The 25,091-nt window shown below is 61.8% G+C and carries 28 protein-coding genes and 1 tRNA gene; 18 read left to right on the top strand and 11 right to left on the bottom strand.

The features are described from left to right. Positions 1-12: 12 nt before the first annotated feature. The 3 genes from rdgB to NKI41_RS16485 are packed head-to-tail and all read left to right on the top strand — an operon-like array spanning position 13 to position 2,148. Positions 13-660 carry an RdgB/HAM1 family non-canonical purine NTP pyrophosphatase gene (rdgB, locus tag NKI41_RS16495; RefSeq protein WP_352614790.1) on the top strand — a complete coding sequence of 216 codons (648 nt, stop codon included), beginning with the start codon at positions 13-15 and terminating at the stop codon, positions 658-660. Next, on the top strand, positions 657-1,820 hold the full coding sequence (gene hemW, locus NKI41_RS16490) for a radical SAM family heme chaperone HemW (protein ID WP_352684001.1): 1,164 nt from the start codon (positions 657-659) through the stop codon (positions 1,818-1,820). Before rdgB ends, hemW begins: the two co-directional genes overlap by 4 nt. A gap of 4 nt (positions 1,821-1,824) precedes the next feature. Continuing rightward, entirely contained in the window at positions 1,825-2,148 is a 324-nt protein-coding gene (locus tag NKI41_RS16485) for a low molecular weight protein tyrosine phosphatase family protein (protein ID WP_352684000.1), read from the top strand. Between the two features lie 72 nt (positions 2,149-2,220). Here NKI41_RS16485 and NKI41_RS16480 read toward each other — a convergent pair whose 3' ends face one another. Further along, a complete protein-coding gene (locus NKI41_RS16480) occupies positions 2,221-2,406 on the bottom strand; it encodes a hypothetical protein (protein WP_023678976.1) in 186 nt (61 codons plus the stop codon). A gap of 7 nt (positions 2,407-2,413) precedes the next feature. Continuing rightward, positions 2,414-2,599 (bottom strand): hypothetical protein, encoded by a 186-nt coding sequence (locus NKI41_RS16475; RefSeq protein ID WP_352473567.1) that lies wholly within the window; start codon positions 2,597-2,599, stop codon positions 2,414-2,416. 176 nt (positions 2,600-2,775) lie between these two features. Between NKI41_RS16475 and rsmI the strand changes: the two genes are divergently transcribed. The 4 genes from rsmI (at position 2,776) to NKI41_RS16455 (ending at position 5,555) form a co-directional block, all read left to right on the top strand. Further along, the gene (rsmI, locus tag NKI41_RS16470) at positions 2,776-3,702 is read left to right on the top strand and encodes a 16S rRNA (cytidine(1402)-2'-O)-methyltransferase (RefSeq protein WP_352683998.1); all 927 of its coding nucleotides are present in this window, start codon (positions 2,776-2,778) and stop codon (positions 3,700-3,702) included. Next, positions 3,695-4,072, top strand: coding sequence for a YraN family protein (locus NKI41_RS16465; protein ID WP_352683996.1), 378 nt, complete (start codon positions 3,695-3,697; stop codon positions 4,070-4,072). The genes rsmI and NKI41_RS16465 overlap by 8 nt, the downstream gene beginning before the upstream one ends. 192 nt (positions 4,073-4,264) lie before the next feature. Further along, complete coding sequence (locus NKI41_RS16460; protein ID WP_352683994.1) at positions 4,265-5,236, top strand: complex I NDUFA9 subunit family protein; 972 nt, start codon at positions 4,265-4,267, stop codon at positions 5,234-5,236. An 82-nt stretch (positions 5,237-5,318) separates the two neighbouring features. Then, positions 5,319-5,555, top strand: a complete 237-nt coding sequence (locus NKI41_RS16455; protein WP_352926009.1) for a metallothionein — start codon at positions 5,319-5,321, stop codon at positions 5,553-5,555. A gap of 322 nt (positions 5,556-5,877) precedes the next feature. On the opposite strand, the gene NKI41_RS16450 is transcribed toward NKI41_RS16455, so the two are convergent. Then, a complete protein-coding gene (locus NKI41_RS16450; protein ID WP_352684112.1) occupies positions 5,878-7,128 on the bottom strand; it encodes a flavin-containing monooxygenase in 1,251 nt (416 codons plus the stop codon). A gap of 225 nt (positions 7,129-7,353) precedes the next feature. On the opposite strand from NKI41_RS16450, the gene NKI41_RS16445 reads away from it, so the two are divergent. Continuing rightward, the gene (locus tag NKI41_RS16445; RefSeq protein WP_352683992.1) at positions 7,354-8,067 is read left to right on the top strand and encodes a DNA helicase; all 714 of its coding nucleotides are present in this window, start codon (positions 7,354-7,356) and stop codon (positions 8,065-8,067) included. A 96-nt stretch (positions 8,068-8,163) separates the two neighbouring features. Here the strand turns inward: NKI41_RS16445 and NKI41_RS16440 are convergent, their stop codons facing one another. Continuing rightward, positions 8,164-8,970 (bottom strand): undecaprenyl-diphosphate phosphatase, encoded by an 807-nt coding sequence (locus NKI41_RS16440; protein ID WP_352683990.1) that lies wholly within the window; start codon positions 8,968-8,970, stop codon positions 8,164-8,166. Positions 8,971-9,131: 161 nt separating this feature from the next. On the opposite strand from NKI41_RS16440, the gene NKI41_RS16435 reads away from it, so the two are divergent. From NKI41_RS16435 to NKI41_RS16395, 9 genes are all read left to right on the top strand, one after another. Next, a complete protein-coding gene (locus NKI41_RS16435) occupies positions 9,132-9,824 on the top strand; it encodes a glutathione S-transferase family protein (protein ID WP_352476844.1) in 693 nt (230 codons plus the stop codon). Then, positions 9,805-10,965, top strand: coding sequence for a tRNA epoxyqueuosine(34) reductase QueG (queG, locus tag NKI41_RS16430; RefSeq protein WP_352683989.1), 1,161 nt, complete (start codon positions 9,805-9,807; stop codon positions 10,963-10,965). The genes NKI41_RS16435 and queG overlap by 20 nt, the downstream gene beginning before the upstream one ends. After that, positions 10,962-11,870 (top strand): SDR family oxidoreductase, encoded by a 909-nt coding sequence (locus NKI41_RS16425; RefSeq protein WP_352683987.1) that lies wholly within the window; start codon positions 10,962-10,964, stop codon positions 11,868-11,870. The genes queG and NKI41_RS16425 overlap by 4 nt, the downstream gene beginning before the upstream one ends. A 56-nt stretch (positions 11,871-11,926) precedes the next feature. Then, positions 11,927-13,024 (top strand): penicillin-insensitive murein endopeptidase, encoded by a 1,098-nt coding sequence (gene mepA / locus NKI41_RS16420; protein WP_502895015.1) that lies wholly within the window; start codon positions 11,927-11,929, stop codon positions 13,022-13,024. Positions 13,025-13,145: 121 nt separating this feature from the next. After that, the gene (locus NKI41_RS16415; protein ID WP_352473558.1) at positions 13,146-14,171 is read left to right on the top strand and encodes a glucokinase; all 1,026 of its coding nucleotides are present in this window, start codon (positions 13,146-13,148) and stop codon (positions 14,169-14,171) included. A gap of 119 nt (positions 14,172-14,290) precedes the next feature. Then, positions 14,291-16,150, top strand: coding sequence for an ABC transporter ATP-binding protein (locus NKI41_RS16410; protein WP_352683983.1), 1,860 nt, complete (start codon positions 14,291-14,293; stop codon positions 16,148-16,150). Next, positions 16,147-16,980, top strand: coding sequence for a 4-hydroxy-tetrahydrodipicolinate reductase (gene dapB / locus NKI41_RS16405; RefSeq protein ID WP_352683980.1), 834 nt, complete (start codon positions 16,147-16,149; stop codon positions 16,978-16,980). Before NKI41_RS16410 ends, dapB begins: the two co-directional genes overlap by 4 nt. A 59-nt stretch (positions 16,981-17,039) precedes the next feature. After that, the gene (locus NKI41_RS16400; protein ID WP_352473555.1) at positions 17,040-17,660 is read left to right on the top strand and encodes a 2,3-bisphosphoglycerate-dependent phosphoglycerate mutase; all 621 of its coding nucleotides are present in this window, start codon (positions 17,040-17,042) and stop codon (positions 17,658-17,660) included. A 73-nt stretch (positions 17,661-17,733) separates the two neighbouring features. Next, positions 17,734-17,818: transfer RNA gene (locus NKI41_RS16395), tRNA-Leu, on the top strand. 129 nt (positions 17,819-17,947) lie between these two features. Here the strand turns inward: NKI41_RS16395 and NKI41_RS16390 are convergent. The 7 genes from NKI41_RS16390 to NKI41_RS16360 form a co-directional block, all read right to left on the bottom strand. Beyond that, positions 17,948-18,319, bottom strand: coding sequence for a DUF4087 domain-containing protein (locus NKI41_RS16390; RefSeq protein ID WP_352473554.1), 372 nt, complete (start codon positions 18,317-18,319; stop codon positions 17,948-17,950). A gap of 78 nt (positions 18,320-18,397) precedes the next feature. Beyond that, positions 18,398-18,898: a hypothetical protein gene (locus NKI41_RS16385; RefSeq protein ID WP_352614725.1), complete on the bottom strand. Its 501-nt coding sequence runs from the start codon at positions 18,896-18,898 to the stop codon at positions 18,398-18,400. Positions 18,899-19,013: 115 nt separating this feature from the next. Next, positions 19,014-19,421, bottom strand: coding sequence for a lysozyme inhibitor LprI family protein (locus tag NKI41_RS16380; protein WP_352473552.1), 408 nt, complete (start codon positions 19,419-19,421; stop codon positions 19,014-19,016). 100 nt (positions 19,422-19,521) lie between these two features. Then, positions 19,522-21,816 (bottom strand): lysozyme inhibitor LprI family protein, encoded by a 2,295-nt coding sequence (locus tag NKI41_RS16375; protein ID WP_352683978.1) that lies wholly within the window; start codon positions 21,814-21,816, stop codon positions 19,522-19,524. A 39-nt stretch (positions 21,817-21,855) separates the two neighbouring features. Next, entirely contained in the window at positions 21,856-22,776 is a 921-nt protein-coding gene (locus NKI41_RS16370; RefSeq protein ID WP_352683976.1) for a Do family serine endopeptidase, read from the bottom strand. Positions 22,777-22,889: 113 nt separating this feature from the next. Further along, positions 22,890-23,330, bottom strand: coding sequence for a hypothetical protein (locus NKI41_RS16365; protein WP_031212356.1), 441 nt, complete (start codon positions 23,328-23,330; stop codon positions 22,890-22,892). Positions 23,331-23,367: 37 nt separating this feature from the next. Further along, complete coding sequence (locus tag NKI41_RS16360) at positions 23,368-23,757, bottom strand: hypothetical protein (RefSeq protein WP_352683974.1); 390 nt, start codon at positions 23,755-23,757, stop codon at positions 23,368-23,370. A 777-nt stretch (positions 23,758-24,534) separates the two neighbouring features. On the opposite strand from NKI41_RS16360, the gene NKI41_RS16355 reads away from it, so the two are divergent. After that, the gene (locus tag NKI41_RS16355) at positions 24,535-24,936 is read left to right on the top strand and encodes a hypothetical protein (protein ID WP_352683973.1); all 402 of its coding nucleotides are present in this window, start codon (positions 24,535-24,537) and stop codon (positions 24,934-24,936) included. The last annotated feature ends 155 nt before the right edge of the window (positions 24,937-25,091 follow it).

The raw sequence follows: 25,091 nt of genomic DNA, 5'->3' as shown, positions 1-25,091 counted from the left end.
CATTCGCCAACTATTCATTCGCTTGATGGGCATAAGATCATCGTCGCAAGCCACAACGCCGGCAAATTGCGAGAATTCGCCGATCTGATGGCGCCATTCGGCATTGAAGCGAAGTCCGCAAAGGAATACGGCCTGCCGGAACCGGACGAGACCGGCACCACTTTCGAGGAGAACGCCCTCATAAAAGCCTTGGCCGCCGCCAAGGCCACTGGATTGCCGGCGCTGTCGGACGATTCCGGCCTGTGTGTCGATGCGCTCGACGGCGCACCGGGCGTCTACACCGCCAACTGGGCTGAGACGCCGGACGGCTCCCGCGACTTCGGCATGGCCATGCAGCGCACGGAAGTGGCCTTGCAAGAAGTTGGCGCGATCACGCCTGCCCAGCGCAAGGGCCGCTTTGTCGCGGTCATCTGCCTGGCCTTCCCCGATGGCCAGGCGGAATATTTTCGCGGTGAGGTCGAGGGCACGCTGGTATGGCCGCCGCGCGGCGAGCTCGGCTTCGGCTACGATCCGGTGTTCTTGCCCGATGGGTTCGAGAAGACCTTCGGCGAGATGAGCGCGAAGGACAAGCATGGCTGGAAGCCCGGCCAGCCAACCGCATTGTCGCACCGTGCCCGCGCCTTCCAGAAATTCGCGCAAGCCCGATTGGCCGCCGTATGACCATGCTGCTCGACCGCAGGCCTGGTTTCGGCGTCTACGTCCACTGGCCGTTCTGCGCGGCCAAATGCCCGTATTGCGACTTCAACAGCCATGTCCGCCACCAGCCGGTCGACCAGGAGCGTTTTGCCCGCGCCTTCGAGACCGAGCTGGCGACGATGCGCGGCCGCACCGGGCCGCGCGAGGTGACCAGTATCTTTCTTGGCGGCGGCACGCCATCGCTGATGAAACCGCAGACCGTGGCGGCGGTGCTGGATGCAGTGGCGAAGAACTGGACGGTGTCTGATGGCATCGAGGTGACACTGGAGGCCAATCCCTCCTCCGTCGAGGCCGAGCGCTTTCGCGGCTATCGCGCGGCCGGCGTCAACCGGGTGTCGCTTGGCGTGCAGGCGCTGCACGACAAGGATCTGCGCTTCCTCGGCCGTTTGCACAATGTCAATGAGGCCCTGCATGCGATCGGCCTGGCGCGCGAGATATTCCCACGGCTGTCGTTCGACCTGATCTACGCGCGGCCCGGTCAGACGCCGGAAGCGTGGCAGGCGGAGCTCGAGCAGGCGATCGGCCACGCCGCAGACCATCTGTCGCTCTATCAGCTGACCATCGAGGAAGGCACGCCGTTCCATGCGCTGCATGCGGCAAGGAAGTTCATCATTCCAGACAATGAGCTTGCCGCCGATCTCTATGCGTTGACACAGGAGATCACCGCCGCGCGCGGACTGCCGGCCTACGAGATTTCCAATCATGCCAGGCCCGGCGCCGAAAGCCGGCACAATCTCACCTACTGGCGTTATGGCGAATATGTCGGCGTCGGCCCCGGCGCGCATGGCCGGTTCGTCGAAAATGGCCGGCGCGTGGTGACGATCGCCGAGAAAATGCCGGAGACCTGGGCCAATCTGGTCGAGGCCAAGGGCCATGGCGTTACCGGCGGCGAGATCCTGACGCGGTCGGAAGAGGCCGACGAGTTCCTGCTGATGGGGCTGAGGCTGGCGGAAGGCATCGACCTTTCCCGCTACGAGGCATTTTCAGGGCGCGGCCTGTCGACGGCACGGCTGTCGGTGCTGCAGGACGAAGGCCTGGTGGCGCCGATCGGCAATGCCCGCCTGCGTGCCACGCCGGCCGGCATGATCGTGCTCGATGCGGTCGTGGCGGATTTGGCCAGATAGCGCGTTGAAGAACGTTCTCTTCATCTGCAGCCAGAATCGCTTGCGCAGCCCGACGGCGGAGCAGGTGTTTTCCAAGCGGCGGGACATCGAGGTCGCTTCGGCCGGCACTAATCACGATGCCGACATTCCGTTGACGCATGAACTCGTCGCCTGGGCCGACATCATCTTCGTGATGGAAAAAATGCACCGCGCCAAACTGCAGCAGAAATTCAAGACAAGCCTGAAAAAGGCTCGAGTAATCTTCCTCGATATTCCCGACGACTATGCATTCATGGACCCGGCTCTGGTGGGCCTGCTGGAGGCGCGTGTCTCGAAGTATCTGGGTTGAATGATACATCGCGGAGCATGCGCAACCGCGCTTTCGAGAGCTGTCTCGACCAATCGCGAAGGTCTGCGGTGGTCAAGCCTCGTGCTTGTGGCGGTGTTTGGCGCGATCTTTTTCGCTGGTCTCTCCGGAACGGGCCGGCTTGATCTCGCTTTTGTCGCGTGAGGCATGGTGCTGGTCGTCTGTGGAATGTGACGCTGCGCCATCGCGGGCGCTTTTTGTTTCGAGGCGGGTGATGAAAATGTCGAAGCGATTGGGCATCGTCCGGTCAGTGCTCCATCGTGCGGGCGGTTTCGTTTGCGGGCTTGCTCTCTGCCGATCGCTGGCGTGCAAGCGGCTTCTTGGCTCTGCCATCTGCGGCTTCGGCAGGCAGGTTCTTGTCGCATGGCGCGGCGAAGCGTTTGCGGCCGGCATAGTAGGGTTCGAAAACGTCCTGTATCGTCAGGCTGTTCATCCTGCTCCTCCCGAGATCAGGTGTAAAATTCGCCGGCAACGGTTTCGTTCCCTACTATGGCGAAGGCATGGCGGCTGGTTCACGTCGGCATCCCTTTTGGAACCAGGGCCTTTGCAACCCAGGCTTTTGCAACCAAGCGTGAGCCGTGCCAAACAGGGTCGAACGGAGTTGTGCAGGTGACCGGCGAATCGGCCAAACGCAGTTACGTGGTCGGGCAGACCGAAATCGCCGCCCGGCCGCTCGAGCCGGCGCTCTACCTGGTGGCGACGCCTATCGGCAATCTCGCCGACATCACGCTGCGCGCGCTGGAAACGCTCGCCGCCGCCGATATCGTCGCTTGCGAGGACACACGTGTCAGCCGCGTGCTGCTCGACCGCTACGGCATCCGCCGCCGCACCACCGCCTACCACGAGCACAATGCCGGCGAGGCCGGACCGAAGCTGATCGCGGCGCTCGAGGCCGGCCAAAGCGTAGCGCGCCGCCCGCCCCCCGGCCCGCCGCGCCTCCCCGACCCCCGCCCCCGGCCGGCCCGCGAGGCGCGGGACCGCGGCACTCGTGCCGTGCCGATCCCCCGCCCACCCCCCGCACTTGCCGCCTTGACGGCATCCGGCCTGCCCTCGGACGCGTTTCTGTTTGCCGGCTTCCTGCCGGTGAAGTCCGGGCAGCGGCTGACGCGGCTGGAAGCGCTGAAGGCGGCGCCAGCAACGTTGATCTTATTCGAATCGCCGCGCCGGCTAGCCGAGACGCTCAGTGCCATGGTCGAGGTGCTGGGCGGTGCCCGCAAGGCGGCGATCGGCCGCGAGCTGACCAAGACTTTCGAGGAGATGCGGACCGGCACCCTGCAATCGCTCGCCAGCCATTATGCGGGAGCCGATACGCCCAAGGGTGAAATCGTCATCTGCGTCGGCCCGGCCGATGCGGTCGCTGATGAGCCAGAAGACATCGACCGGCTGCTGCTTTCGCTCGCCGCCGAGATGCCGGCCTCCAAGGCAGCGGCGGAAGCCGCCAAGATGACGGGTGGCCAGAAGCAGGCGCTCTATCGTCGGCTGCTCGACCTCAAGAATGCCGGAAGAGACGGGACCGGCGGAGGCGGCGATGGCTGAACGGCCGAGCGCCAGCCGGCAAAAGGCCTACCGGCGCGGCCATTACGGCGAATGGCTGGCGGCGGCGGCGCTGATGCTGAAAGGCTACCGAATTCTTGCCCGCCGCCACCGCACCAGGTTCGGCGAGATCGACCTGATCGCACGGCGTGGCGATCTGGTGCTGATTGTCGAGGTCAAGGCGCGCCGCACGCTGATGGAGGCAATGGAAGCCGTCGGTGGCGAATCGGAGCACCGCATCGAAGGCGCCGCCGATTTCTGGCTGTCGCGCCAATCCGACTACGGAAAATTATCGGTGCGCTTCGACATGGTGGCGGTGCTGCCGTGGCGCTGGCCGGTGCATGTCAAGAATGTGTTTTACGGGCGAAACTAGGCCATTCTCGAAGTGGGGCCGTTTTGCTGCGCCTGCGGTTCAGATCATGGTTTGCCGATCTGTCAAGCATCCGCCCAGCGCTGACTGGAACAAAAGCGTTCCTGCGTTGTTCCCCAATCGTCCTGATGTTCGACGGGCTGGTTCAAATGCCGGCCTGGGCAGTCCTCGTGGCAGCTATGCGAGGACAAAGGGATGGCGAGGCAAATGGATCCTGACGATCTCAACCCGGTACGGATCGTCACCGTGTTCGGCGGAACTGGCTTTCTCGGGCGCAGGATCGTGAAGCGGCTCCTGGAAAGAGGTTTCACGGTGCGCGCTGCATCTCGCCATCCGGCTCGCGTGGCCCTGGTCTTTTCCTCGATTACAAGGATGCCCGAGGCAGTCGAGGCGGATATATTGGATGCGTCCTCGATCAGGTCGGCCATTACCGGATCACAGGCGGTCGTGAATGCTGTCAGTCTTTACGTCGAGCACGGCGTCCAGACCTTTGAACGCGTGCATGTGAAAGCCGCGGCCGATCTCGCTGCCGCGTCGCGCGACCGCGCGATCGACCAGTTCGTCCTGATTTCAGGGATCGGCTCCGATCCTCAATCGGATTCGAATTACATAAGGGCGCGTGGGCGCGGAGAGGGTGCCGTGGAAAGCGCATTTCCCGGCGCTTTCATTGTGCGTCCCGCCGTCATGACAGGACCTGACGACGCTTTCCTCACGACCATTGTGAGGATGATACGCCTCCTGCCGGTCTATCCGCTGTTCGGCGATGGTGGCACACGGCTTCAGCCGGTCTATGTGGCGGACGTCGCCGAAGCAGTGAGCCGGCTGATCGACGGGCGAACCCACACGGGTTCATCCATATTCGAATTCGGTGGCCCGCGCATCTATACCTATAAGGAACTGCTTCGGGAGATCGCCCGACAGCTCGATACGCACGTCAAGCTGATGCCGGTGCCGTTTGCGGTATGGAACGCCTTGGCTGGCGTCGCGGAACTCCTCCCGGCTGCCCCCATAACGCGCAACCAGATCGATCTTATGCGTCAGGACAATGTGGCAGCAATCGACACGCCTGGCCTGAAGGAACTCGACATCGAGCCGCGGGATATCGACGAGGTGATCCGTGCGATCGAACAGCGCCGTGGCGTAGGCTCGCGCTCGTCTCCGCCTTAGGACGGCCCCCTGATCCTGGCGGGAACCTATCGCCGCGCGACAGGTTGGTCGAGCTTGAAGCCGTGAAAGAAGGAAACGAACTATGGCCAGATGCGATCAATGCGGGAATGACTACGACAAGGCTTTCAAAGTGACGATGGCCGAGGAGACCTACACGTTCGACAGCTTCGAATGCGCGGTCCAGAAACTTGCTCCGATATGTCCGCATTGCGGATGCCGGATCATCGGACATGGCGTCGAACAGGATGACATCATCTACTGCTGCGCACATTGCGCCGCGGAGGAAGGTGCGAACGCGCTGACCGATCGCGCGCCTTGATGCACCTCCTTTGGCGTCTCCGGGTCGACCATTCCGAACGACTGCGCCGGCTCATCCCATATTGCCAGTGCTGTCAGCACGACGACGACCAGCCGAGGTCAAGACGCCGAGGTCAAGGCCGTCGCACGTTGATGGAGGCAATGGATGCAGTCGGCCACGAATCGGAGCGCCGTATCGAAGGTGCCGGCGATTTCTGGCTGTCGCACCAATCGGACTACGGAAAATTGTCGGTGCGCTTCGACAAAAGGCAGCGTGCGTCGTCTTGATCGGGCCAGAGCTGTCATGTTCTTGCACGTTCAAGAACCCGCGTTCGACGGCTCGTTTAGACGTCGTTCCGTGGCAAGTCGGCTCCCGCTTGGACGAGTCGCTCCACGACGGCGGCCGCCTCCTCTGGAATGGCCGGTATGGTGCCCGACTTCCGCGTCGATCCGAAATCGAGGCCGGCGAAAAAGAGACCTGGAACAACGCCGACGCCATCCTCGTGGACGGGCTGGCCGGCGGCATCGAGCGCGCCGGGAAGCCGAACCCATGAGAAATCGCCAGTGAAGCCCGTGCACCAGATCACTGATCTGATGCCGCTCGCCGTCCAGTCGAGGGAGCGGATCGGAGGATCGGGCAAGCGCGGTTCAATCGTCTCGGCTGGATCATCCTCGGCCAGTGGCGCATCGAGGCCGGCGCGCTCGATGTACTCGTCAACCAGGCGCTTGGCATTCGCGGAGACCTCGTCGGCAAATCGCATATGGTCGTCGAGCTCGTCGCCGAAGACGAGGTTGCCGTTCTCCACACCCCTAAAGCGGCCGAGCAGCACCACGCCCTGTGCACTCAGCGATTGCAGGCTGATCGTATGGGTCGCGCCGACCAGCGCGCGGGCCTGCAGCTTGCCGGAGGGGAGGACGAGTTCCTTGCGCGGAACGTCGAGAAAACCGGACAGCGTCAGCCATTTAAGTATGTTGCCCCCGCGGTAGCGCCGCACCCAACGGCCGTTGCGGCTGGTCGCCAAAAAGACCGCACGTCCGGACAGCGCCAGATCCTCGGCGATCTGGCCGCCCGACTGACCGCTGCCGACCACCAGCACCGCGCCACTCTCGAACTCGGCCGGGTTGCGATAAGCCGAGGAATCGACTTGGCGAATTGCGGTTGGCAAATCCGCCGACCCTGCTGGCCGGACCTGCCGATTCTGGTCGCCGGTGGCGATCACCACATTGCGCGCCAGAAATGCCCCGTCCGTCGTGGTGATGCGAAAGATCCCGTCGTCTCTCGTCAGCTCTTGCGCCGGAGTTTGAGTGCTTACCGGCAGACGGTGCCGCTCGGCATAGCCTTCGAGATACGCGACAAATTCGTGGTGGGTTATCGCGCCCCACGGCTCGGGCCCCTCGTAGGAATCACCGGGTAAGATGGAGCGAATGGTCGGCGAATTCAGTCGAAACGAGTTCCACCGCTGCGTTCGCCACGTTTCGCCAATCCGGCCTCGATCGAGCACACGGTGGTCGCGGCCCCGCCGTTTCAAGAAGTAGCTGACGCCGAGTCCCGCCGGACCGGCGCCAATAACGAGGGCGTCAAGAACTTCGCTCATGCATTCCCCTGCCAACCATACGCCCACAAGATCGTGTGGCTCGGCTTCGGGCAAGAATAGAGTTCCCGCTGAGATTGCGCTATCTTCCGATTCGGGTGCGGCCCACGCCTCCTCCCTCCGCTCGGGAAAGTATAATTCATACGGGGCTACCTAGTCATCAAACCGACTGTTCGAGCACCAAGCATAAGGAGGGATTGCCAAAACTGCTCGCAATAGGAGGTTGGAATGAAGCTGTCGGCGCCAATTTACCATCTGAAGCGCAAGGCCAGGCTCTTATCCCGCGAAGAAAAAATCCCACTTCATGAAGCGCTTAACCGCATAGCCCTTCAGGAAGGCTACAATGATTGGAGCCTCCTTGCCGCGAAACTGTCCGCTGCAAGGCCGGCCGGCAAGCTGATTGCGCGATTGAAGCCCGGTGACCTGGTGCTCCTCGGCGCGCGGCCGGGGCAAGGCAAAACCCTAGTGAGCCTCGAACTCGCCGTGGAGGCCATGAAATCCGGCAATCGAGCCATGTTCTTCACGCTGGAATACACCAAAAAAGACGTTGTTGAGCGCTTCGAAGCAATCGGGGCGGAGTACGCGCAGTTCGATAGGCTGTTCGAATTCGACTGCTCCGACGCCATAAGTGCCGATTACATCGTCAACACGTCCGCGTCAGCGCCTCGCGGCACCCTGATGGTCGTAGACTATCTGCAATTGCTCGACCAGAAGCGCAAAAATCCCGAATTGGCCGTGCAGGTCCGCGCGCTGAGGGTATTTGCGCAGGATCGAGGGCTGATCATCGTCTTTATTTCTCAGATCGATCGATCATATGATCCATTGAAGAAGCCGTGCCCGGATATTCGAGATGTCCGGTTACCGAACCCTCTGGATTTGCAGCTGTTTGACAAGACTTGCTTCTTGAACAAGGGGGAAATCCAGTTCCAGCCAGCGAACTAGGCAGGCCCCAATCCGGGGCTCCTGTCGTGCCGCATCGATTGCGTTCCGACAGGGGCTTAGAATCACCGCCAATCTCAGTCTTATAGCTGCACCGGCTCATCTCCAGATGGCCAGCCCCGCCAGGCCGACGATGCCGACGACCAGCCGCCACCAGCCGAACAGCGCGTAGCCATGGCGCGAGACGTAGTCGAGCAGGAAGCGCACGACGATTAGCGCGGTGACGAAGGCGGCGACGAAACCGACGGCGATGATGGGCAGGTCGGCGCTGCTCAGCACATTGCGGTTCTTGAACAGGTCGAAGGCGAAGGCGCCGACCATCGTCGGGATGGCGAGGAAGAAGGAGAATTCCGCCGCCGCCCGTTTGTCGACCCCGAGCAGCAGCGCGCCGACGATGGTCGAACCCGAGCGCGACGTGCCGGGGATCAGCGACAGGCACTGAAACAGCCCGACCTGCAGATAAAGCCTGGTCGGAAACCGCTCGACATCGTGGTAATAGGGCTTCGGCTTCATGCGATCGACCAGCAGCAGGATGACACCGCCGATGATCAGCATGATGCAGATCAGCCGCGGCGATTCGAACAGCACCGTCTTGATGAAATCGTGCGCCAGCGCGCCGATAATGGCCGCCGGCAGGAATGCGATGAGGATGCCAAGGACGAAATGCCGCGTCAGCCGATCGTAGGGCAGCTCGAGCAGCATCTTCCAGAGACGGCGGAAATAGACGCTGAGAATCGCCAATATGGCGCCGAGCTGGATCAGGATCTCGAAGGCCTTGCCGGTCGAATGAAAGCCGAGGAAATGGCCGGCAAGCAGGATATGACCGGTTGAAGACACCGGAATAAACTCGGTCAGGCCCTCGAGCATGCCGAGCAGCAGCGCTTCGACGACGGTCTGGCTTTCCATGGCAACCTCGGCGTTGGAGTGAGGGCGTGAGAAAAGGGCTTGCTTGTCACGGCGCGGAACTCCCCCTATAGGTCGCAGCACCCTGACAGCCCCTGAATCGGGCGGCCAAGACTTACCGGCGCAGCCGGCGATTTGCCAGTGCGCTCTATTATCGCGGGACCATGCTGACGCTTTTCCACCATCCGATGTTCGCCAGCTGCCGCTTCGTCCGCCTCGCCTTTGGCGAGTATGGCGAGGAACTGGCGCTGATCGAAGAGAAGCCGTGGACGCGGCGCAAGGAGTTCCTGGCGCTGAACCCGGCCGGCACGCTGCCGATCCTGCTCGCCGAAGGCGACGTGCCGATCGTCGGCGCGATGGTCATCGCCGAATATCTCGACGAGACGCGCGGCGTACTCAAGCGCGACAAGCGGCTGTTCGCGGAGGATCCAATGGAGCGCGCCGAAATCCGCCGGCTGACCGACTGGTACCTCAACAAGGCGGAAAGCGAGGTTACCCGGCATCTGGTGCGCGAGCGCGTCCTGAAGCCGGTCATGCCGGAAACGGCAGGCGGCGGCTCGCCCGATTCGGCGGCGATCCGCGCCGCCCGCGCCAATATCCGCCAGCACATGAAATACACCAACTGGCTGGCCGGCACCCGTCATTGGCTGGCCGGCAACAAGGTCACCTATGCCGATCTCGCGGCGGCGGCGGCACTGTCGGTGCTCGACTATCTCGGCGAGATCGACTGGCGCGAACACAGCGCCGCGCGCGAATGGTATACAAGGGTGAAATCACGGCCTTCGTTCCGGCCGCTTCTGTCCGACCGGGTGCGCGGCCTGTCGCCGGTGTCACATTATGCGGACCTCGATTTCTGATACGGCAAAGCTGCGCGCGCTGATCGACCGCGAGGCGCGGAATGCCGGCTTCGACGCCGTTGCCGTCACCACGCCCGATGCGATTCCGCAGGCGCCGGAACGGCTGGCCGAATTCGTTGCCGACGGCTTTCACGGCTCGATGGGCTGGATTGCCGAAACGCTCGAACGGCGAGGCAAACCGACGACGCTTTGGCCAGAGGTCCGCTCGATCATCGTGCTGGCGATGAATTACGGCCCCGACCACGACCCACGCGACATCCTGGCAAAGCGCGACCGCGGCGCGATCTCGGCCTATGCGCAGAACCGCGACTATCATGACGTGATGAAAGGCCGGCTGAAGGAGATCGCCGGCAAGATCGTGGCGCGCGCCGGCGGGGACGTGAAAGTGTTTGTCGACACCGCGCCGGTGATGGAAAAGCCGCTGGCCGAGGCGGCCGGCCTCGGCTGGCAAGGCAAGCACACCAACCTAGTCAGCCGCGCGCATGGCTCCTGGCTGTTCCTCGGCACCATCTTCACGACGGCCGAGCTGGTGCCGGACGCGCCTGAGAACGATCATTGCGGCTCCTGCCGGGCCTGCCTCGACGCCTGCCCGACGGACGCCTTTCCGGCGCCTTACCGGCTCGATGCGCGGCGCTGCATTTCATACCTCACCATCGAGAACAAAGGACCGATCCCGCATGAGTTCCGGGAAAAGATCGGCAATCGCATCTATGGCTGCGACGACTGCCTGGCCGCCTGCCCGTGGAACAAGTTCGCCCAAGCCGCTTCGGAGGCAAAGCTTGCCGCCCGCGCGGACTTGCGCGAACCGCCGCTCGCCGAGCTGCTGCGTCTAGACGACACTGCCTTCCGCACGCTTTTTTCGGGCTCGCCGATCAAGCGCATCGGCCGCGACCGTTTTATCCGAAACGTGCTGATAGCGGCCGGCAATTCCCAGGACTTGTCGCTGGCCGGCGCCGTTCGCGCGCTGCTCGACGACGCCTCGCCCCTGGTTCGCGGAGCTGCGGTATGGGCGCTGTCGCGGCTGGTGCCGGGTCGGGAGTTTGCCGAACGTGCCGCAGCCGCTTTGCAAGCAGAACATGACGAGGCGGTGAGAGGCGAATGGCTTCTGGCCCTGCCAAAGCCGATCGAGGCGCATACATGACAAAAAAGCAGATTTTCATCTTCGGCGCCGGTTATTCGGGCAGGGCCTTCGCCCGCGCCAACAGGGATGCCGACACAACGATCTTCGGTACAACACGGTCGCTGGAAAAATTCGCGGCGCTGCGGCAAGCCGGTATCGTGCCGCTGCGTTTCGATGGCACGCTGACCTCCGAAATCGGCGATGCCCTTGGGAAGACAACCCATCTCGTCGTCTCGGTCGCGCCGGACAAGGCCGGCGACCCGATGCTGGGCGCGGCACGCGAGGAGATCGCGGCCAACATGCCGGAGCTCGAATGGATCGCCTATCTCTCCACCGTCGGCGTCTATGGCGACCGTGGCGGCAATTGGGTGGACGAGGCCGCCGAATGCCGGCCGTTGTCGAAGCGGTCGGTGATGCGTGTTGCAGCCGAGCAGGATTGGCTACAATTGGGCCATGACATCCACCGGCCGGTGGCGATCCTGCGGCTTTCCGGCATTTACGGGCCGGGCCGCAACGCCCTGGTCAACCTGGAAAACGGCACTGCGCGGCGGCTGGTCAAGCCGGGCCAGGTGTTCAACCGTATCCATTGCGACGATATTGCCGGTGCGCTCTGGCATCTCGCCGAGGGCAATCGCGGCGGCATCTTCAACGTCACCGACGACCTGCCGGCGCCGCCGCAGGACGTCGTCGCCTATGCCGCCCAATTGATGGGCATCGAGCCGCCGCCCGAAATTCCGTTCGAGACCGCCCAACTTTCGCCCATGGCGCGGTCTTTCTACGGCGAGAACAAGCGTGTCGCCAACGCGGCAATCAAGGCGGCCGGTTATGGCTTTCGCTTTCCCGACTATCGCTCGGCGCTCGATGCCATGTGGGCGAGCGGCGACTGGCGCGACGGCGAGGCGCGCAGCCCGATGAAACGGTCATGATCGATACGTTGCGCGGGCTATGGTATGATGCGGTTCAAATCGCGGAGGGGTCCAGCTTGGGGAAGACGTTAGCGCGAGCCTTGCCGGGCAAAACGCTGCTGCTGACGGCAGTACTGGCCATCGCCGGCTTGGCGGCGCTTGCAACGCAGCCAGGGAGCGCCGAGCAACGGGCAAAGGACCTGTTCGGCGCCAAAAAGCTGCCGGCACTCGCAGCAGCGCAATCGATCGGCTTTTATTCCAAAGGCTGTTTTTCCGGCGGCGTCGCCCTACCCATGGACGGCCGGCACTGGGAGGTGATGCGACCGTCGCGCAACCGCCGCTGGGGTCATCCCGCAATGATCGCGCTGATCGAGAAACTGTCGCGCGATGCCGCTGCCGACGGCTGGCCGGGCTTGCTGATCGGCGACATCTCGCAACCGCGCGGCGGTCCGATGCTGACCGGCCATGCCTCGCACCAGATCGGCCTCGACGCCGACATCTGGCTGACGCCGATGCCCGACCGTAAGCTCTCGGCCGAAGAGCGCGAAAACATCAGCGCTACCTTGATGGTCGATGAAAAGACCCATTTGGTGAAGGACGGGCTGTGGACGCCGATGCACACGCGGTTGTTGAAGCGCGCCGCGAGCTATCCCGAAGTCGAGCGCATCCTGGTCAATCCCGGGATCAAGAAGAAGCTCTGCGACACGGTCAAAGGCGACCGTAGCTGGTTGCGCAAGGTCAGGCCGTTCTGGGGCCACGACTACCACTTCCACATTCGCATCGGCTGCCAGGCTGGATCACCCGACTGCAAGGCACAGGAAGCGACGGCGCCAGGCGATGGCTGCGACCAGGCGCTGGCCTGGTGGTTCACCGAGGAGCCGTGGCGCCCCAACAAGAACCCGGACAAGCCGAAGGCACGCGACCTGATGACGATGGCGAACCTGCCCAGGCAATGCCAATTCGTGCTCGACGCGCCAGCTCCGCCGTCGGCGGAAGCAGTCACCTACTATGGCGACGGCGTGCCGATCGCGGCCACCGCACCCGCTCTCGCAGCCGAGCCTGCGCCGCAGCCAACGGTCGCAGCCGGCGCGGCAGCGCTTCCGGCCTCGGCGAACGCCTTTGTGGCGACGCCCGAGATCGGCATTCCGCTGCCGCGGCCACGACCGGGGCACTGATGCGGGCAGCGTGTTCGCTGTCTGCATCCGTGCATCTCCACTTCGAAAACCGATTTCCCTTTTTGCGGTCATGCGCTAGTCAACGAGAGAACGGCGATACGCGTCGGGAACGGACGAGAGCATGCCAGGCGTAAGCGACGACGACACTCTGTTGCGATTTCCGATCCTGATCGGCGATATAGGCGGCACCAATGCGCGCTTCTCGATCGTACTAGACGCGAATTCCGAGGCCGGCGAGCCGACCATCGTCCAGACCGCCAACTTCAATACGATTGACGAGGCGATCCAGTCGGCCGTGCTCGACCGCTCGTCGGTCCGGCCGAATTCAGCTGTGCTGGCGGTAGCCGGTCCTGTCGAAAGCGACGAGATCCCGCTTACAAATTGCCCATGGATCGTCAAGCCGAGACAGATGTTCGCCAGTCTCGGTCTCAGCGACGTCGTGGTGCTCAACGACTTCGAGGCACAGGCGCTGGCTGTCGTCGCGCTCGGCGAAGAGCATATGGAGAAGATCGGCGGCGACGAGCCGGAACCGAATTCCGGGCGGGTGGTGCTCGGCCCGGGAACCGGCCTCGGTGTCGCCGGGCTGGTTTATGCGCTGCATCACTGGATACCGGTACCCGGCGAGGGCGGCCATATGGATATCGGCCCGCGCTCGCCGCGCGATTTCCAGGTGTTTCCGCATATCGAGAAGCTCGAGGGCCGCATCTCCGGCGAACAGATCCTGTCCGGCCGCGGCCTGGTCAATGCCTACCGGGCGGTGGCCAAGGCGGACGGCAAGCCGTCGCCCTTTACAACGCCTGCCGAGGTCACCGCCGCGGCGCTGGCAAAGAACGATCCGGTGGCCGAAGAGGCGCTGTCGATCTTCGTCACTTGCCTAGGGCGCACCGCCGGCGATCTCGCTCTGGTGTTCATGAGCCGCGGCGGCGTGTTTCTCACCGGCGGCATCGCGCAAAAAATCCTGCCGGCGCTGCGCACCGGCAATTTCCGCGCCGCCTTCGAGGACAAGGCGCCGCACAGCGCCCTGATGCGCGGCATGCCGGTCTACGTCATCACCCATCCGCTTGCGGCGCTTTTAGGGCTGGCCGCCTATGCCAGAAATCCGTCGCTGTTCGGCGTGCAGACGGCGGGGCGGCGCTGGCGGGTTTAGGACACAAGCTGCGCCGCGATGAAGTTTCGCCGTCCCCGGCCATAGGCAAGCCGCCATCGGGGCGTTAAGAGGTTGCCGAATTGCAGTCCGGCCGAACCGAAACCACAAAGCGCTCCAACGTGACAATTCCAGCACCAACCAAACGGAAAGTCCGTCCCAGCGAGATCGTGGCGGTGATCCGCCGCATCATCGCCGAGAACAGCCGCGATTATCGCTGGTACTATGCTCTTGCCGTGCTGTGCCTGGTGACGATCGCGGCGACGACCGCCTTCACCGCCTGGATCATGAAGGACGTCGTCGATCAGATTTTCTACAAGCAGCGCGGCGATCTTATCGCGCTGATCAGCGTATCCATCCTGGCCGCCTTCATGCTGCGCGGCCTGGCCAGCTACGGCCAGGCAGTGACGCTGGCCAAGATCGGCAACAATCTGGTGGCGCGCTATCAGCGCCGCATCTTCAACCATCTGATGAAGCTCGGCGTCGGCTTCTTCAACGACACCCGCTCGGGCCGGCTCGCCGCGCAGATCAACGAGAACGTCAACGGCATCCGCGATCTCCTGTCGATGACGCTGACATCGCTGGCGCGCGATGCGGTATCGCTTGTCGCGCTAGTCGGCGTCATGATCTGGCAGGACCCGGTGCTCTCGGCGATGTCGCTGCTGATCGGGCCGCCGTTGATCTACAGTGTCACCTATCTGATGCGCCGGGTGCGTCGCATCACCCGCGAATCGGTACAGATCAACTCGCGGCTGATCGGTGCCATGCAGGAAGCGACGCAAGGCATCGCCATCGTCAAGGCCTTCACCCTGGAAGACGAGCTGTCGCGCCGCATCGGCGGCCTCGTCGCCGGCGCCGAGCAGCGGGCAAACAAGATCGCCCGCGTCTCGGAACGGCTGACGCCGATCTCCGACATGCTTGCCGGCTTCGCCGTCGCCGGCGTCATCGCCTATTCCGGCTACCGGGCGACCGTCGGCGGCCAGCCGCCGGGCGCCATCGTTGCCTTCCTCACCGCCCTGCTGCTTGCCTATGATCCGGCCAGGCGGCTGGCGCGTATGCAGGTCGGCATGGAAAAGTCGCTGGTCAATGCGCGCATGATCTACGAGCTTCTCGACCTCGAGCCGCAGCAAGGTGACGTGCCGGGAGCCGCCGAGGCGAAATTCACCTCTGGCGAAGTGCGCTTCAACAACGTGTCCTTCCGCTATGTCGAAGAGGCGCCGGTCCTGCACGATCTGACCTTTGTCGCCGCCGCCGGCAAGGTGACCGCCATCGTCGGCGCCTCGGGCGCCGGCAAGACGACGCTGGTTGCGCTGCTGCAGCGCTTCCATGACGTCGAGTCGGGCAGCATCGAAATCGACGGCCAGGACATTTCAAAGGTCACCAAGCATTCGCTGCGCGGCTCGATCGCCTATGTATCGCAGCAGCCCTATCTGTTCGAAGGCACCATCCGTGACAACATCCGCTACGGCAGGCTGAGCGCCACCGACGCAGAGATTGAACGCGCCGCCCAACAGGCCGCGGCACACGATTTCATCCGCCAGCAGCCGCAAGGCTACGACACGCCGGTCGGCGAGAACGGCGTGACGCTGTCGGGCGGCCAGCGCCAGCGCGTATCGATTGCACGCGCCATCGTTCGGCAGGCGCCGATCCTGCTGCTCGACGAAGCCACCTCGGCGCTCGACAACGAGGCCGAGGCCCGCGTCCAGGAAGCGCTGACCCATGTCATGGAAGGGCGCACCACCATTGTCATCGCGCACCGGCTGTCGACGGTGGTCAATGCCGATCATATCATCGTGTTGGAGCAGGGCCGGCTGGTCGAACAGGGCACGCATGCCTCGCTGATGGCCGACCCGCACAGCGTCTATGCGCGGTTCCATCGGGTGCAAGGCAGGAAAGGGCTGGGGCTTGTCGATGACGCCAAGCCAATCCAGACTGCGGCGCAAAATGATCACGCGAAAAAGGCGGTCGGGAGACATTCATGAGCGACACGCCGACCGTGAGTGAAATGGGCCTGGTGGTGGTGGGCGCGGCTGGCCGCATGGGCCAGGCGCTGATCCGCGCCATCCACACGATACCGGGCGCGCGTGTCGCCGGCGCCATCGCGCCGGCCGGTTCGCCACATCTCGGCAAGGATGCCGGCGAGCTGGCCGGCGTCGGCAGGCTCGGCGTGGCGATCGGCGACGATCCGCTGCCGGCCTTCGCCAAGGCCGACGGCGTGCTCGATTTCACCACGCCGGCAGCGACCGTCGAATTCGCCGGCTATGCGGCGCAGGCGCGCATCGTCCATATCATCGGCACCACCGGCTGCTCGGCTGAAGACAATGCCAGGATCGCGGCGGCGGCGCGGCACGCGACGGTGGTCAAGTCAGGCAATATGAGCCTCGGCGTCAATCTGCTGGCGGTGCTGGTTGAGCAGGCGGCGCGCGCGCTCGATGCCGACGATTTCGACATCGAGATCCTGGAAATGCACCACCGGCACAAGGTCGATGCTCCGTCGGGCACGGCGCTGCTGCTCGGCGAGGCCGCCGCTGCCGGGCGCGGCGTAGCACTTGCCGGCAACGATGTTCGCGTGCGCGACGGCCATACCGGCGTGCGCAAGGCAGGCTCGATCGGTTTCGCCAGCTTGCGCGGCGGCTCGGTGGTCGGCGACCACAGTGTGGTGCTGGCCGGTACCGGCGAGCGCATCACGCTTGCCCATCATGCCGAGGACCGGGCGATCTTTGCCCGCGGCGCGGTCAAGGCAGCCCTGTGGGCGCGCGGCCGCAAGCCGGGCCTCTATTCGATGCGGGACGTGCTCGGCCTGACAAGCTGATCCACAGATTTGGCTGATCCACAAGATTTGGCTGATCCACAAGATTTGAAGGAGCAAATATGTCGAGAACTCTCGTGCTCGTGCGCCACGGCCAGAGCGAATGGAACCTGAAGAACCTATTTACCGGCTGGCGCGACGTCGACCTGACCGAACTGGGCCATGCCGAGGCCAAGTCGGCCGGCGCCAAGCTCAGGGCGCGCGGCATGAAGTTCGACATCGCCTTCACGTCGTCGCTGATCCGGGCGCAGAAGACCTGCCAGCATATTCTCGACGCCGTTGGCCAGAGCGACCTCGAGACCATTCGCGACCAGGCGCTGAACGAGCGCGACTATGGCGATCTCTCCGGCCTCAACAAGGATGATGCGCGCAAGAAATGGGGCGAGGAGCAGGTGCATGTCTGGCGCCGCTCCTATGACGTGCCGCCGCCCGGCGGTGAAAGCCTGAAGGACACCGGCGCGCGCGTCTGGCCCTATTACCTGCACGATCTGCAACCGCATGTGCTGCGCGGCGGCACCGTGCTGGTGGCGGCGCACGGCAATTCGCTGCGCGCGCTGATCATGGCGCTGGACGGCAAATCGGGCGAGGAGATCGTCAAGCTCGAGCTCGGCACCGGTGTGCCGATCATCTACACGCTCAACGCCGATTCCACGGTGGCGTCGAAGGAAGTGCTGGAGCATTGAGCCGGAGAAGGAACGCGGCTTTCAAAAAAGCGCGTTGACACTCATCCCTCGCCCGCTTAATGAGCGCGCACCAGCCCAGATGGCGGAATTGGTAGACGCGCACGGTTCAGGTCCGTGTTCCGCAAGGAGTGGAGGTTCGAGTCCTCTTCTGGGCACCAAATTCCCGTTTCGAACCGATTGATGCGGTTTCAGAGACCCAAGAAAAAGCCCGGTTTGCCGGGCTTTTTCTTGATCCAATGCTCTAAGCTGCCTACCGTCAGCCATGGTATCCACAAGATATCCAACAATTATCCGTCCGGGTTAGGCAGCGATCTGTCGTTGCGACAGCGCAGCAGCGGAAGGATTTGGCCCGAGATCACTCTGGTGATCTTCTGTTGCTTGGCGTTGGTTACGACGTTCATGCACGCACATCCGTAGCCGTGACCCGAACCAGGCACATTGGTCTCGACGAATTGCCGCTCGTCAAAGGCCGGCACATTGTCGATGCCCTTGGGATCCGGGCGTCCCTGCATCTGGATCCACCAATCCCCGTCACTGTCGGTCAGGACGAGGTTGCCGGGGGTCGGGCTGGAGTACCAGCCACAACGGCGCTCGGCATGGGCGGCTGCAGACAAGGACATGATAGCCAGGCAGACACAGATAGCGAACAGTGGGCGCATGAATATCTCCTCCCTGAAGTAGGTCAGGTCGTGCCGCCGATCCGTTGGCGCCGGGGACGCGCATGACTTTTGCGAGCCTTATGGCTTCAACTTCGTGTCCACATGTTCTTCGATCAATCCGCAATGAAGCGTCACGGGCGCCCTTTGGACGTTGCTGAGTGGACCGTCGATGAAATCGCAGCCGAGCAGATTGACCGAGCTGCTCTTGCGCGCCGACGCAACGTTGACGTTGACATCGGGAGGGCCGGCAAGCCAGTCGAGACGCTTTGCGTCGACCTTGGCGCCGCTGATGCGGGCGTGGCCGCCTGTGCCCGGTATCTCCACCTCTTCGTCGTGCGGTGTGAGATCGATCAGGCCGACTTCGTTGGCGTGCTTCGCGGCGCTCGGCTTGGGGTCGCCGTAATAGGAGGCGAAGACGACGATTCCCTCCTTTTCAGCCGCGAGCTTGGCGGCTGCTTTCTTGGACAGCGTGACGTTGACGTCGAAGCCCATGTCATCCTGGGCTGTTGCCGGCACGGCAGATGCCAGCAGCACAGATGCCGCAATCGCCATTGCGAGCGATGATCCGCAGCGTTTCACAATCCACCTCCTTCAAGTCCCCACGCAGTGATGATGCCCCTCGCATTGTTCATATCTGGCAGCGACGTCATGCTCGCCGCCGGCTTCATCATGATCAAATAAGTTGCAGCACGTGTCAGTTCGCGGCCGGAACGGGGCAACTCAGATCGCCTTCCTTGCAATTCAGGTAACCCTCGAAGGCTTTGACACGGGATTGCGTCAGGCCGTCCATGCATTGCGCGATGAGCATCGGTATTACGCTTCCTCCGGCCGATCCAGCAGTCTGAAAACTGCACTCCGCGTCGCGAAACTTGCCCCAATCCCGCTGTGCCTGAACAAGAAGCTTCTTGGTATCCGCATCGTCCTTCAGGCGGGCTTCGATCTGCTTGTAAAGCTCATTGAGCTTCTTGTCGGATTTCTGGAACTCGGCACCGAAGCACTGATTCATGGTGGCCTGATCCTTGGCATCAGCGCACTTGTCCTTGGCAAGGGCGAATGTCGGCGCAGCCAGAACCACGGCAGCAGTCAATATCGCTATTTTCATCGATTTCCCTTTCCGATTGCAGTCAAGCTCTTAAGTTGCTCAGCCCCGCCCTATGTTCTCGTCAGCTGTCCGTTATTGCCACGATCGGCCCATGGCCCGATTATCTGGTTTTCATTGGATCAGCTTTGCCACCTTCGGCGACCGTGACGTTGCCGACCTTTCCTGAGCCGGTCAGCGTGCCGCCCTCCTTGACCATGACTTCGCCGGAGACCTCTCCGTCAACGACAAGCAGTCCCGAGACGGAAACGTCACCGGTCAAAGAGCCGGTCACGTGCAACTCCGCTCCCGCCACCACTTCCGTCATGCCCGAATATTTGTTCTTGCCGCTCAGCGTCAGCTTGCCACCGGCAACAACGAGGCCGCCGCTGTCGCCGGCGTCATCAAAGTCCGCGATGGTTCCATCAAATTGCCCGTCGGCTGCTGTCAGGATCAGTCTGCCCGCGCCCAGATAGACCTCGCCTTTACCGCCAAGGTTGCGAATGGCCGTATCGTTCAGGGAGTGCGCCACTCCCCAGGGCTTCAGGTGGTTTCCTTTCTGATCGATGTTGAGCACACCGTCGACTATGACGCGCGAGGAATGCTCGATGCTGCCCGGCCCGGCCAGAGTAAGATAGCCATCGGCCGCGATGTGGGTTGTGCCCGTGTAGGTATTGGCCCCGGTCATGCGCACGTCCGCGTCCTTCTCGATCGTGAAGTCGCCGGCGCCGAAGATGTTCCCGGCCAATCCGAGCCATCCGTCGCTGCCCATTTCGCCGTTCACTCGGTTGAGCTGCACTTGATCCTTGACAGCCGCGTCTGTCGTAAAGTCGGCAGCGCTGACAAAATAGGGTGAATAGGCGGTTGTTTTGTTCTCCAGATCATACATCACGGAATTGGACTGAAAGAAGGGTAGGCCGACCCAAATTCCATGGCCTCTCTCCTCATCGCTTTGGCGATCGATAACGACATCGCTGTATTCCCTGTTGTTGACACTATCGTCGAATCCAAAAAACTTGAAGTTTATTATGCCAGAACTGTATTTATCAATTTTAAAACCTTTCGACTTTAGCTTATTTAAAGTATCTTCATTCGTAATATGAACAAATGTCGCTGTTCCTGTATCCAATAAGACGGGTCCGCTGAAATCAACCGATTGCTTCTTTCCCTTATGGTCAAAAGAAATCGTATAACGGTAAGACCCTTCGTACTCATTGGATGCATTCGCGCCTGATCGCGGGAATCGTCTCTGGTAAGCCTGAAAATCCCCTTCGCCCCACGGCGTCAGGGCCGTAAACTGGGATCTCAGACTGGGGGACAAATTCAGCATCAGGCACGGACCGCAGCCCGGTGTCGTCTTCCTTTTTCCAAGATTTGCATTGGCAGAGACCACATAGCCGCTTCGGGTTTGACCGCCGGGGGCACTGGTCTGGTCTCCTGGAAAGATAAAATCGGCGGCTCCAAAGATGCCGTAAAACGTCGTCGAACCACCGGGTTCGCCTTTCTGCATTCTCTCGCGCGCATTAAGATCCGCATAGACTGGCGTATCGCCGTATTGACCAACGGGCTTCTGCATCAATTTCACATCCTCGAGGTCGCCGAAACCCTTGGTGTAGACGTAATCCACCACCCGAGCAGCGCTAAAGCCGCCGTCGAAGGTTACGACAGGCTCCCACGCATCATCCGGATCGTAAAAAGACAGGCTGTCGAACCGTACCTGTTGTACCCAATCGCCATAGGTGCCGTCACCATAGGCGTACATTGCGGGCTTGCTGCCGGGCACCGGCTTTACGCCAGGGACGCTCGAATCGATCTCCGCGTTGAACTCATCCGACCCGGTGTCGAATTCGAACAGACGAGGCTTGGCACTATTGATGCCCACCATGATCCCGAGTTTGTGATAACCACCGTCGGTTCCGTATTCCCTGACGTGTTGCAATGGAATAAGTATCGGGCCGGCAGCCTGGACAGGGACGGTCTCTTCGGCCACCGCAGGTGCGGCATGTGATGTGTTCGCTGCCGGAACGGGGCAGCTCGGATCGCCTTCCTGGCATTTCAGGTAATCCTCGAAGTCTTTGACACGGGATTGCGTCAGGCTGTCCATGCACTGCGCGACGAGCATTGGCATTACACTTCCTCCGGCCGCTCCCACGGTCTGGAAACTGCACTCCGCGTCGCGAAATTTGACCCAATCGCGCTGTGCTTGAACAAAAAGCGTCTTGGTATCCACATCATCCTTCACGCGGGTTTCAATCTGCTTGTAAAGCTCGTTGAGCTTGTTGTCGGATTTCTTGGACGCGGCATCGGCGCACTCGTTCGCGGCGGCCTGATCCTTGGCGGCGTCGTAGCACTTGTCCTGGGCAAAAACGAAAGCCGGCATGGCCAGGACCATGGCAATGGTCAGCGTCGCGGTTTTCATCGGTTGACCTCTGTTTAGAACTGCCGGCCCGGTCGGCTGCTAGTTGGCATCGTCGTCGTTCGATCCGGCAGCGTCGTCGGTACTGTCATCCGTCGCATCGTCATCCGAGCTGATGTCGTCAGTGTCGGTGTTGTTGTCGCCATCACCACCGTCCGTTGGGTCTGCATCGTCATTCTGATCGCTCGAATCGTCCTGATCGTCGGAACTATTGTTGTCAGTGCTGTCATCCGACGCATCGTTATCCGTACTATCGTCGTCAGTGTCGTCGTTCTGATCGCTCGGATCGTCCTGATCATCGGAACTTTTGTCATCGGCATCGGGAGGAGACGTTTCTGCGTCCTGACTGGCGTCCCCAGGCTGCGAGTCGTCCCCGCGATAGCTTGTGTCATTGAGGCCCGTCTCCATCTCCTCGTCATACTCATCGACGATCTGCGTCCATTCCTCTCGATTGTCGACGCTCGTCCATTGGGAGATATTGTTGACCGAGATGTTGGTGTTGAAGTTGTTGACGGTGATGTTGGTGTTGACCTCGACGACGTCTGTGACTTCTGTCCCGCGGTTCACGCCAAACAGGAAACTGGTGGCACTCGCGGCAAGGGCGGCCCAAACGAACCTATCGACATCGCGCGGCGTCGAAATCGGCTGATGCCGCACTGTGGCAAGCACGTCACCCGGTCGGATGCCTTGCCGCGCGGCAACACCGTGGGGTGCAACGGCCAGGACATACACGCCGCGAAGCTTGGGCGGGATCTGGTAGCGGTGCCGAGAGGCGTGATTGATCGGTATCAGAACCGCGTTAAGAGCCCGGGAAACATAGGGTTTCGGCAGATCATATTTGCTGGCATACGCAACATTGATCGTGTGCGGGACAGCTACACTCACAACAGCCGTCATTTTCACTGAAGTTGCCAATGCACGGGCGAGCTGCATTATCAGTCTGGATTTTCGAACGGTTTGCATTTTGCACATCCTGCAGCTGATGATTGGAGTCGATCTCAGAGCCCCGGCGCCCCGGAGCGCTCACCAATCATTCTCCCCCTGCACCAACGGTCAGCGGCAATTTCCAGCGATCATCACCGTCGTTCCGTAACTTCCTCGGCAAAACACTTTGCCAGGTCTTGCGGCGCTCCGAGCTTCTTCGCCCAGGATACCAGTTCAGGTTTTTCCGACGGCTCGGCATAGCCGCCCCACACGTCGCGAAACTGCTTCTTTCCGTCGACTGTCTGGAAGAACATCACGCCGTCGTCGCTCACCGGCGTGGAGACGTAGGCGGCGCTCCAGCTGCCGCTCTCCATGATCGAGAAGAACTTTGCCTGAGCGGGCTTGAACTTATTGGTCATCGCCGAGACGACGAGAGGGGCATATTCCTGCTTGCGCGCCTTCGTCACTTCGACCTTTATACCGTCACAGGCGTTATTCGCAGCGAAAGCGGACGTCAGCGCCATTCCCAACCCCGCAAGGCCGACCATGACGATTTTGACACGTCGACGGATGAGACCGTTCAATTCAGACATGAGTGGCTATCCTCTTCGTTGTTCGCTGCAGGGGCCATTAATCGGAATCGTCGTCGTCTGATGAACTGTCATCGTCCGGTGTATCGACCTCGCAGCCGATGCCGCGGCAGCCTTGGTAGTCGCCTTGCGTGTCGAAGTTCGGATTGCCTTCTCTGTCGTACTGCGGCCTGTCGTCGATGCTTTGATCCCTGTCATCAGGATCGTCGACTTTACATCCGAGCCCATGGCAGCCGATGTAACGGCCCCTGGTATCGAAATTGGGATTGCCGTTCCTGTCGAACTGCGGCCGGTCGTCTATCTTCCGGCTCCCGTTATAGGACCGATCAACCAGGCAGCCCTTTCCGCGACAACCATCGTAGTCGTCGGTGGTACAACCGACGATCGCCATCAAAGCAGTGGCCAACGCCGCACAGATTACGAGTTTCATGATTCATTCCTCCGACTGGCTGGCGGCGGACATCGTCCATATCGGAAGGCCATTGCAGGCGGCGATCCCCGCTTTTGCCGCGAAGGCTGGCGCCAATCGGAGGAGGGCAAAGCTTCGCCGGCCATCAAACGAGAGCCAGGCTGTGGGCGATGCATTCGACGACTTAGCCGACGGTTGCCGCAATCTCTTACGTGGGAGGGAACGCTCCCAGCGGGGGCCGCCGCATTAGCGAGTGTCAATATTCCTCTCCATGCTTAGTGCCCCGTCCGCCCAAGCATGTTTCAACGATCCGCTGACGCGGCTGTGCTTCCAAGAAATGCATCCGAGTCAGCCTATGACAAGGACAAATCCCAATATCGCAGGATTGAATTTTGCAAATGCTTAATAATTCGGAATCAGCACGGGCTATCTTAGCAGATACTGAAATGTGATCAGCAGCAATATTCTGGAGTGCTTCCTTAGTTTTGGTCTCATTAAGCCGAGTTAGTACAAGTAATATTCTATGTTGTTGTGAATTTTGCGCCAGCTCTACAAAAAAGGCGCGACGATACCACATCTTATACGATCGCCCTAATTGCGATCTATTGTGGTATTTTTTCGACCCCAGCCAACCGTCGCGAGGGCCGAAAGAAACGCGCCCCTTTGCCCGACTTTTCAACGCTGCGGCGTGCCAAATAGGGGCACAGTGGGGGCGGCACATCCCACAAAAGCTCGCAGAGGCGGCTGCGGCCGACCGGATGCGGCGCCAGCGCCAGATAGGCGAGCAGCGCACACAGCTTGCGCGATTTTGGGAGCCGGCTGATCGACCAGAACATCGCGCAAGGGCATTATCTCGGCGCGCTGATCGCGGCCGAACCGGCACTCGAACTGGTAGCGCCGGTGAGCATCAACATCGTGTGCTTTCGCTACCGCGCGGACGGACTGGGCGGGGAGCGCCTGAAAGCGCTCAATACCGAGATCATGCTGAGGCTGCAGGAAGAAGGCATCGCCGCCATTTCCGACACGACGGTGCATGGCCAGCATAGCCTCAGGGTGGCGATCAACAACCACCGCACCCGGCGCGACGATCTGGACCTGCTGGTGCGGGAGACCGTGCGGCTTGGACTGGAGATTTCAAGGCCTGGCGTGGCTCTTCCTTCTCCCCTTGTGGGAGAAGGTGGACGCGAAGCGGCCGGATGAGGGGTGTTCCAGCTTGATACTGACGGCACTCCGTCCGCACCCCTCAACCGTCTTGGCGCTGCGCGCCAATCCACCTTCTCCCACAAGGAGGGCTTTGCATGAAGGGTGTGCTTAACCTGATTGGCCTACTGGGCGTCTTTTGAAGGCGTCTAAGG

Source organism: Mesorhizobium sp. M0601, from assembly GCF_040320845.1.
Lineage (GTDB): Bacteria > Pseudomonadota > Alphaproteobacteria > Rhizobiales > Rhizobiaceae > Mesorhizobium.
Note: the sequence above shows the minus strand (reverse complement) of the source record. Positions and strands in the feature narration are given on the sequence as shown.

What these genes read in the sequence shown, in the direction of transcription:
- NKI41_RS16370 (WP_352683976.1), bottom strand. Translation starts at nt 22,776, where the DNA reads ATGCAAACCGTTCGAAAATCCAGACTGATAATGCAGCTCGCCCGTGCA.
- NKI41_RS16375 (WP_352683978.1), bottom strand. Translation starts at nt 21,816, where the DNA reads ATGAAAACCGCGACGCTGACCATTGCCATGGTCCTGGCCATGCCGGCT.
- NKI41_RS16480 (WP_023678976.1), bottom strand. Translation starts at nt 2,406, where the DNA reads ATGCCCAATCGCTTCGACATTTTCATCACCCGCCTCGAAACAAAAAGC.
- NKI41_RS16475 (WP_352473567.1), bottom strand. Translation starts at nt 2,599, where the DNA reads ATGAACAGCCTGACGATACAGGACGTTTTCGAACCCTACTATGCCGGC.
- NKI41_RS16415 (WP_352473558.1), top strand. Translation starts at nt 13,146, where the DNA reads ATGCCAGGCGTAAGCGACGACGACACTCTGTTGCGATTTCCGATCCTG.
- NKI41_RS16465 (WP_352683996.1), top strand. Translation starts at nt 3,695, where the DNA reads ATGGCTGAACGGCCGAGCGCCAGCCGGCAAAAGGCCTACCGGCGCGGC.
- NKI41_RS16440 (WP_352683990.1), bottom strand. Translation starts at nt 8,970, where the DNA reads ATGGAAAGCCAGACCGTCGTCGAAGCGCTGCTGCTCGGCATGCTCGAG.
- NKI41_RS16365 (WP_031212356.1), bottom strand. Translation starts at nt 23,330, where the DNA reads ATGTCTGAATTGAACGGTCTCATCCGTCGACGTGTCAAAATCGTCATG.
- NKI41_RS16390 (WP_352473554.1), bottom strand. Translation starts at nt 18,319, where the DNA reads ATGCGCCCACTGTTCGCTATCTGTGTCTGCCTGGCTATCATGTCCTTG.
- dapB (WP_352683980.1), top strand. Translation starts at nt 16,147, where the DNA reads ATGAGCGACACGCCGACCGTGAGTGAAATGGGCCTGGTGGTGGTGGGC.
- NKI41_RS16400 (WP_352473555.1), top strand. Translation starts at nt 17,040, where the DNA reads ATGTCGAGAACTCTCGTGCTCGTGCGCCACGGCCAGAGCGAATGGAAC.
- NKI41_RS16380 (WP_352473552.1), bottom strand. Translation starts at nt 19,421, where the DNA reads ATGAAAATAGCGATATTGACTGCTGCCGTGGTTCTGGCTGCGCCGACA.
- queG (WP_352683989.1), top strand. Translation starts at nt 9,805, where the DNA reads ATGCGGACCTCGATTTCTGATACGGCAAAGCTGCGCGCGCTGATCGAC.
- NKI41_RS16460 (WP_352683994.1), top strand. Translation starts at nt 4,265, where the DNA reads ATGGCGAGGCAAATGGATCCTGACGATCTCAACCCGGTACGGATCGTC.
- NKI41_RS16360 (WP_352683974.1), bottom strand. Translation starts at nt 23,757, where the DNA reads ATGAAACTCGTAATCTGTGCGGCGTTGGCCACTGCTTTGATGGCGATC.
- NKI41_RS16455 (WP_352926009.1), top strand. Translation starts at nt 5,319, where the DNA reads ATGGCCAGATGCGATCAATGCGGGAATGACTACGACAAGGCTTTCAAA.
- NKI41_RS16425 (WP_352683987.1), top strand. Translation starts at nt 10,962, where the DNA reads ATGACAAAAAAGCAGATTTTCATCTTCGGCGCCGGTTATTCGGGCAGG.
- NKI41_RS16445 (WP_352683992.1), top strand. Translation starts at nt 7,354, where the DNA reads ATGAAGCTGTCGGCGCCAATTTACCATCTGAAGCGCAAGGCCAGGCTC.
- NKI41_RS16450 (WP_352684112.1), bottom strand. Translation starts at nt 7,128, where the DNA reads ATGAGCGAAGTTCTTGACGCCCTCGTTATTGGCGCCGGTCCGGCGGGA.
- hemW (WP_352684001.1), top strand. Translation starts at nt 657, where the DNA reads ATGACCATGCTGCTCGACCGCAGGCCTGGTTTCGGCGTCTACGTCCAC.
- NKI41_RS16435 (WP_352476844.1), top strand. Translation starts at nt 9,132, where the DNA reads ATGCTGACGCTTTTCCACCATCCGATGTTCGCCAGCTGCCGCTTCGTC.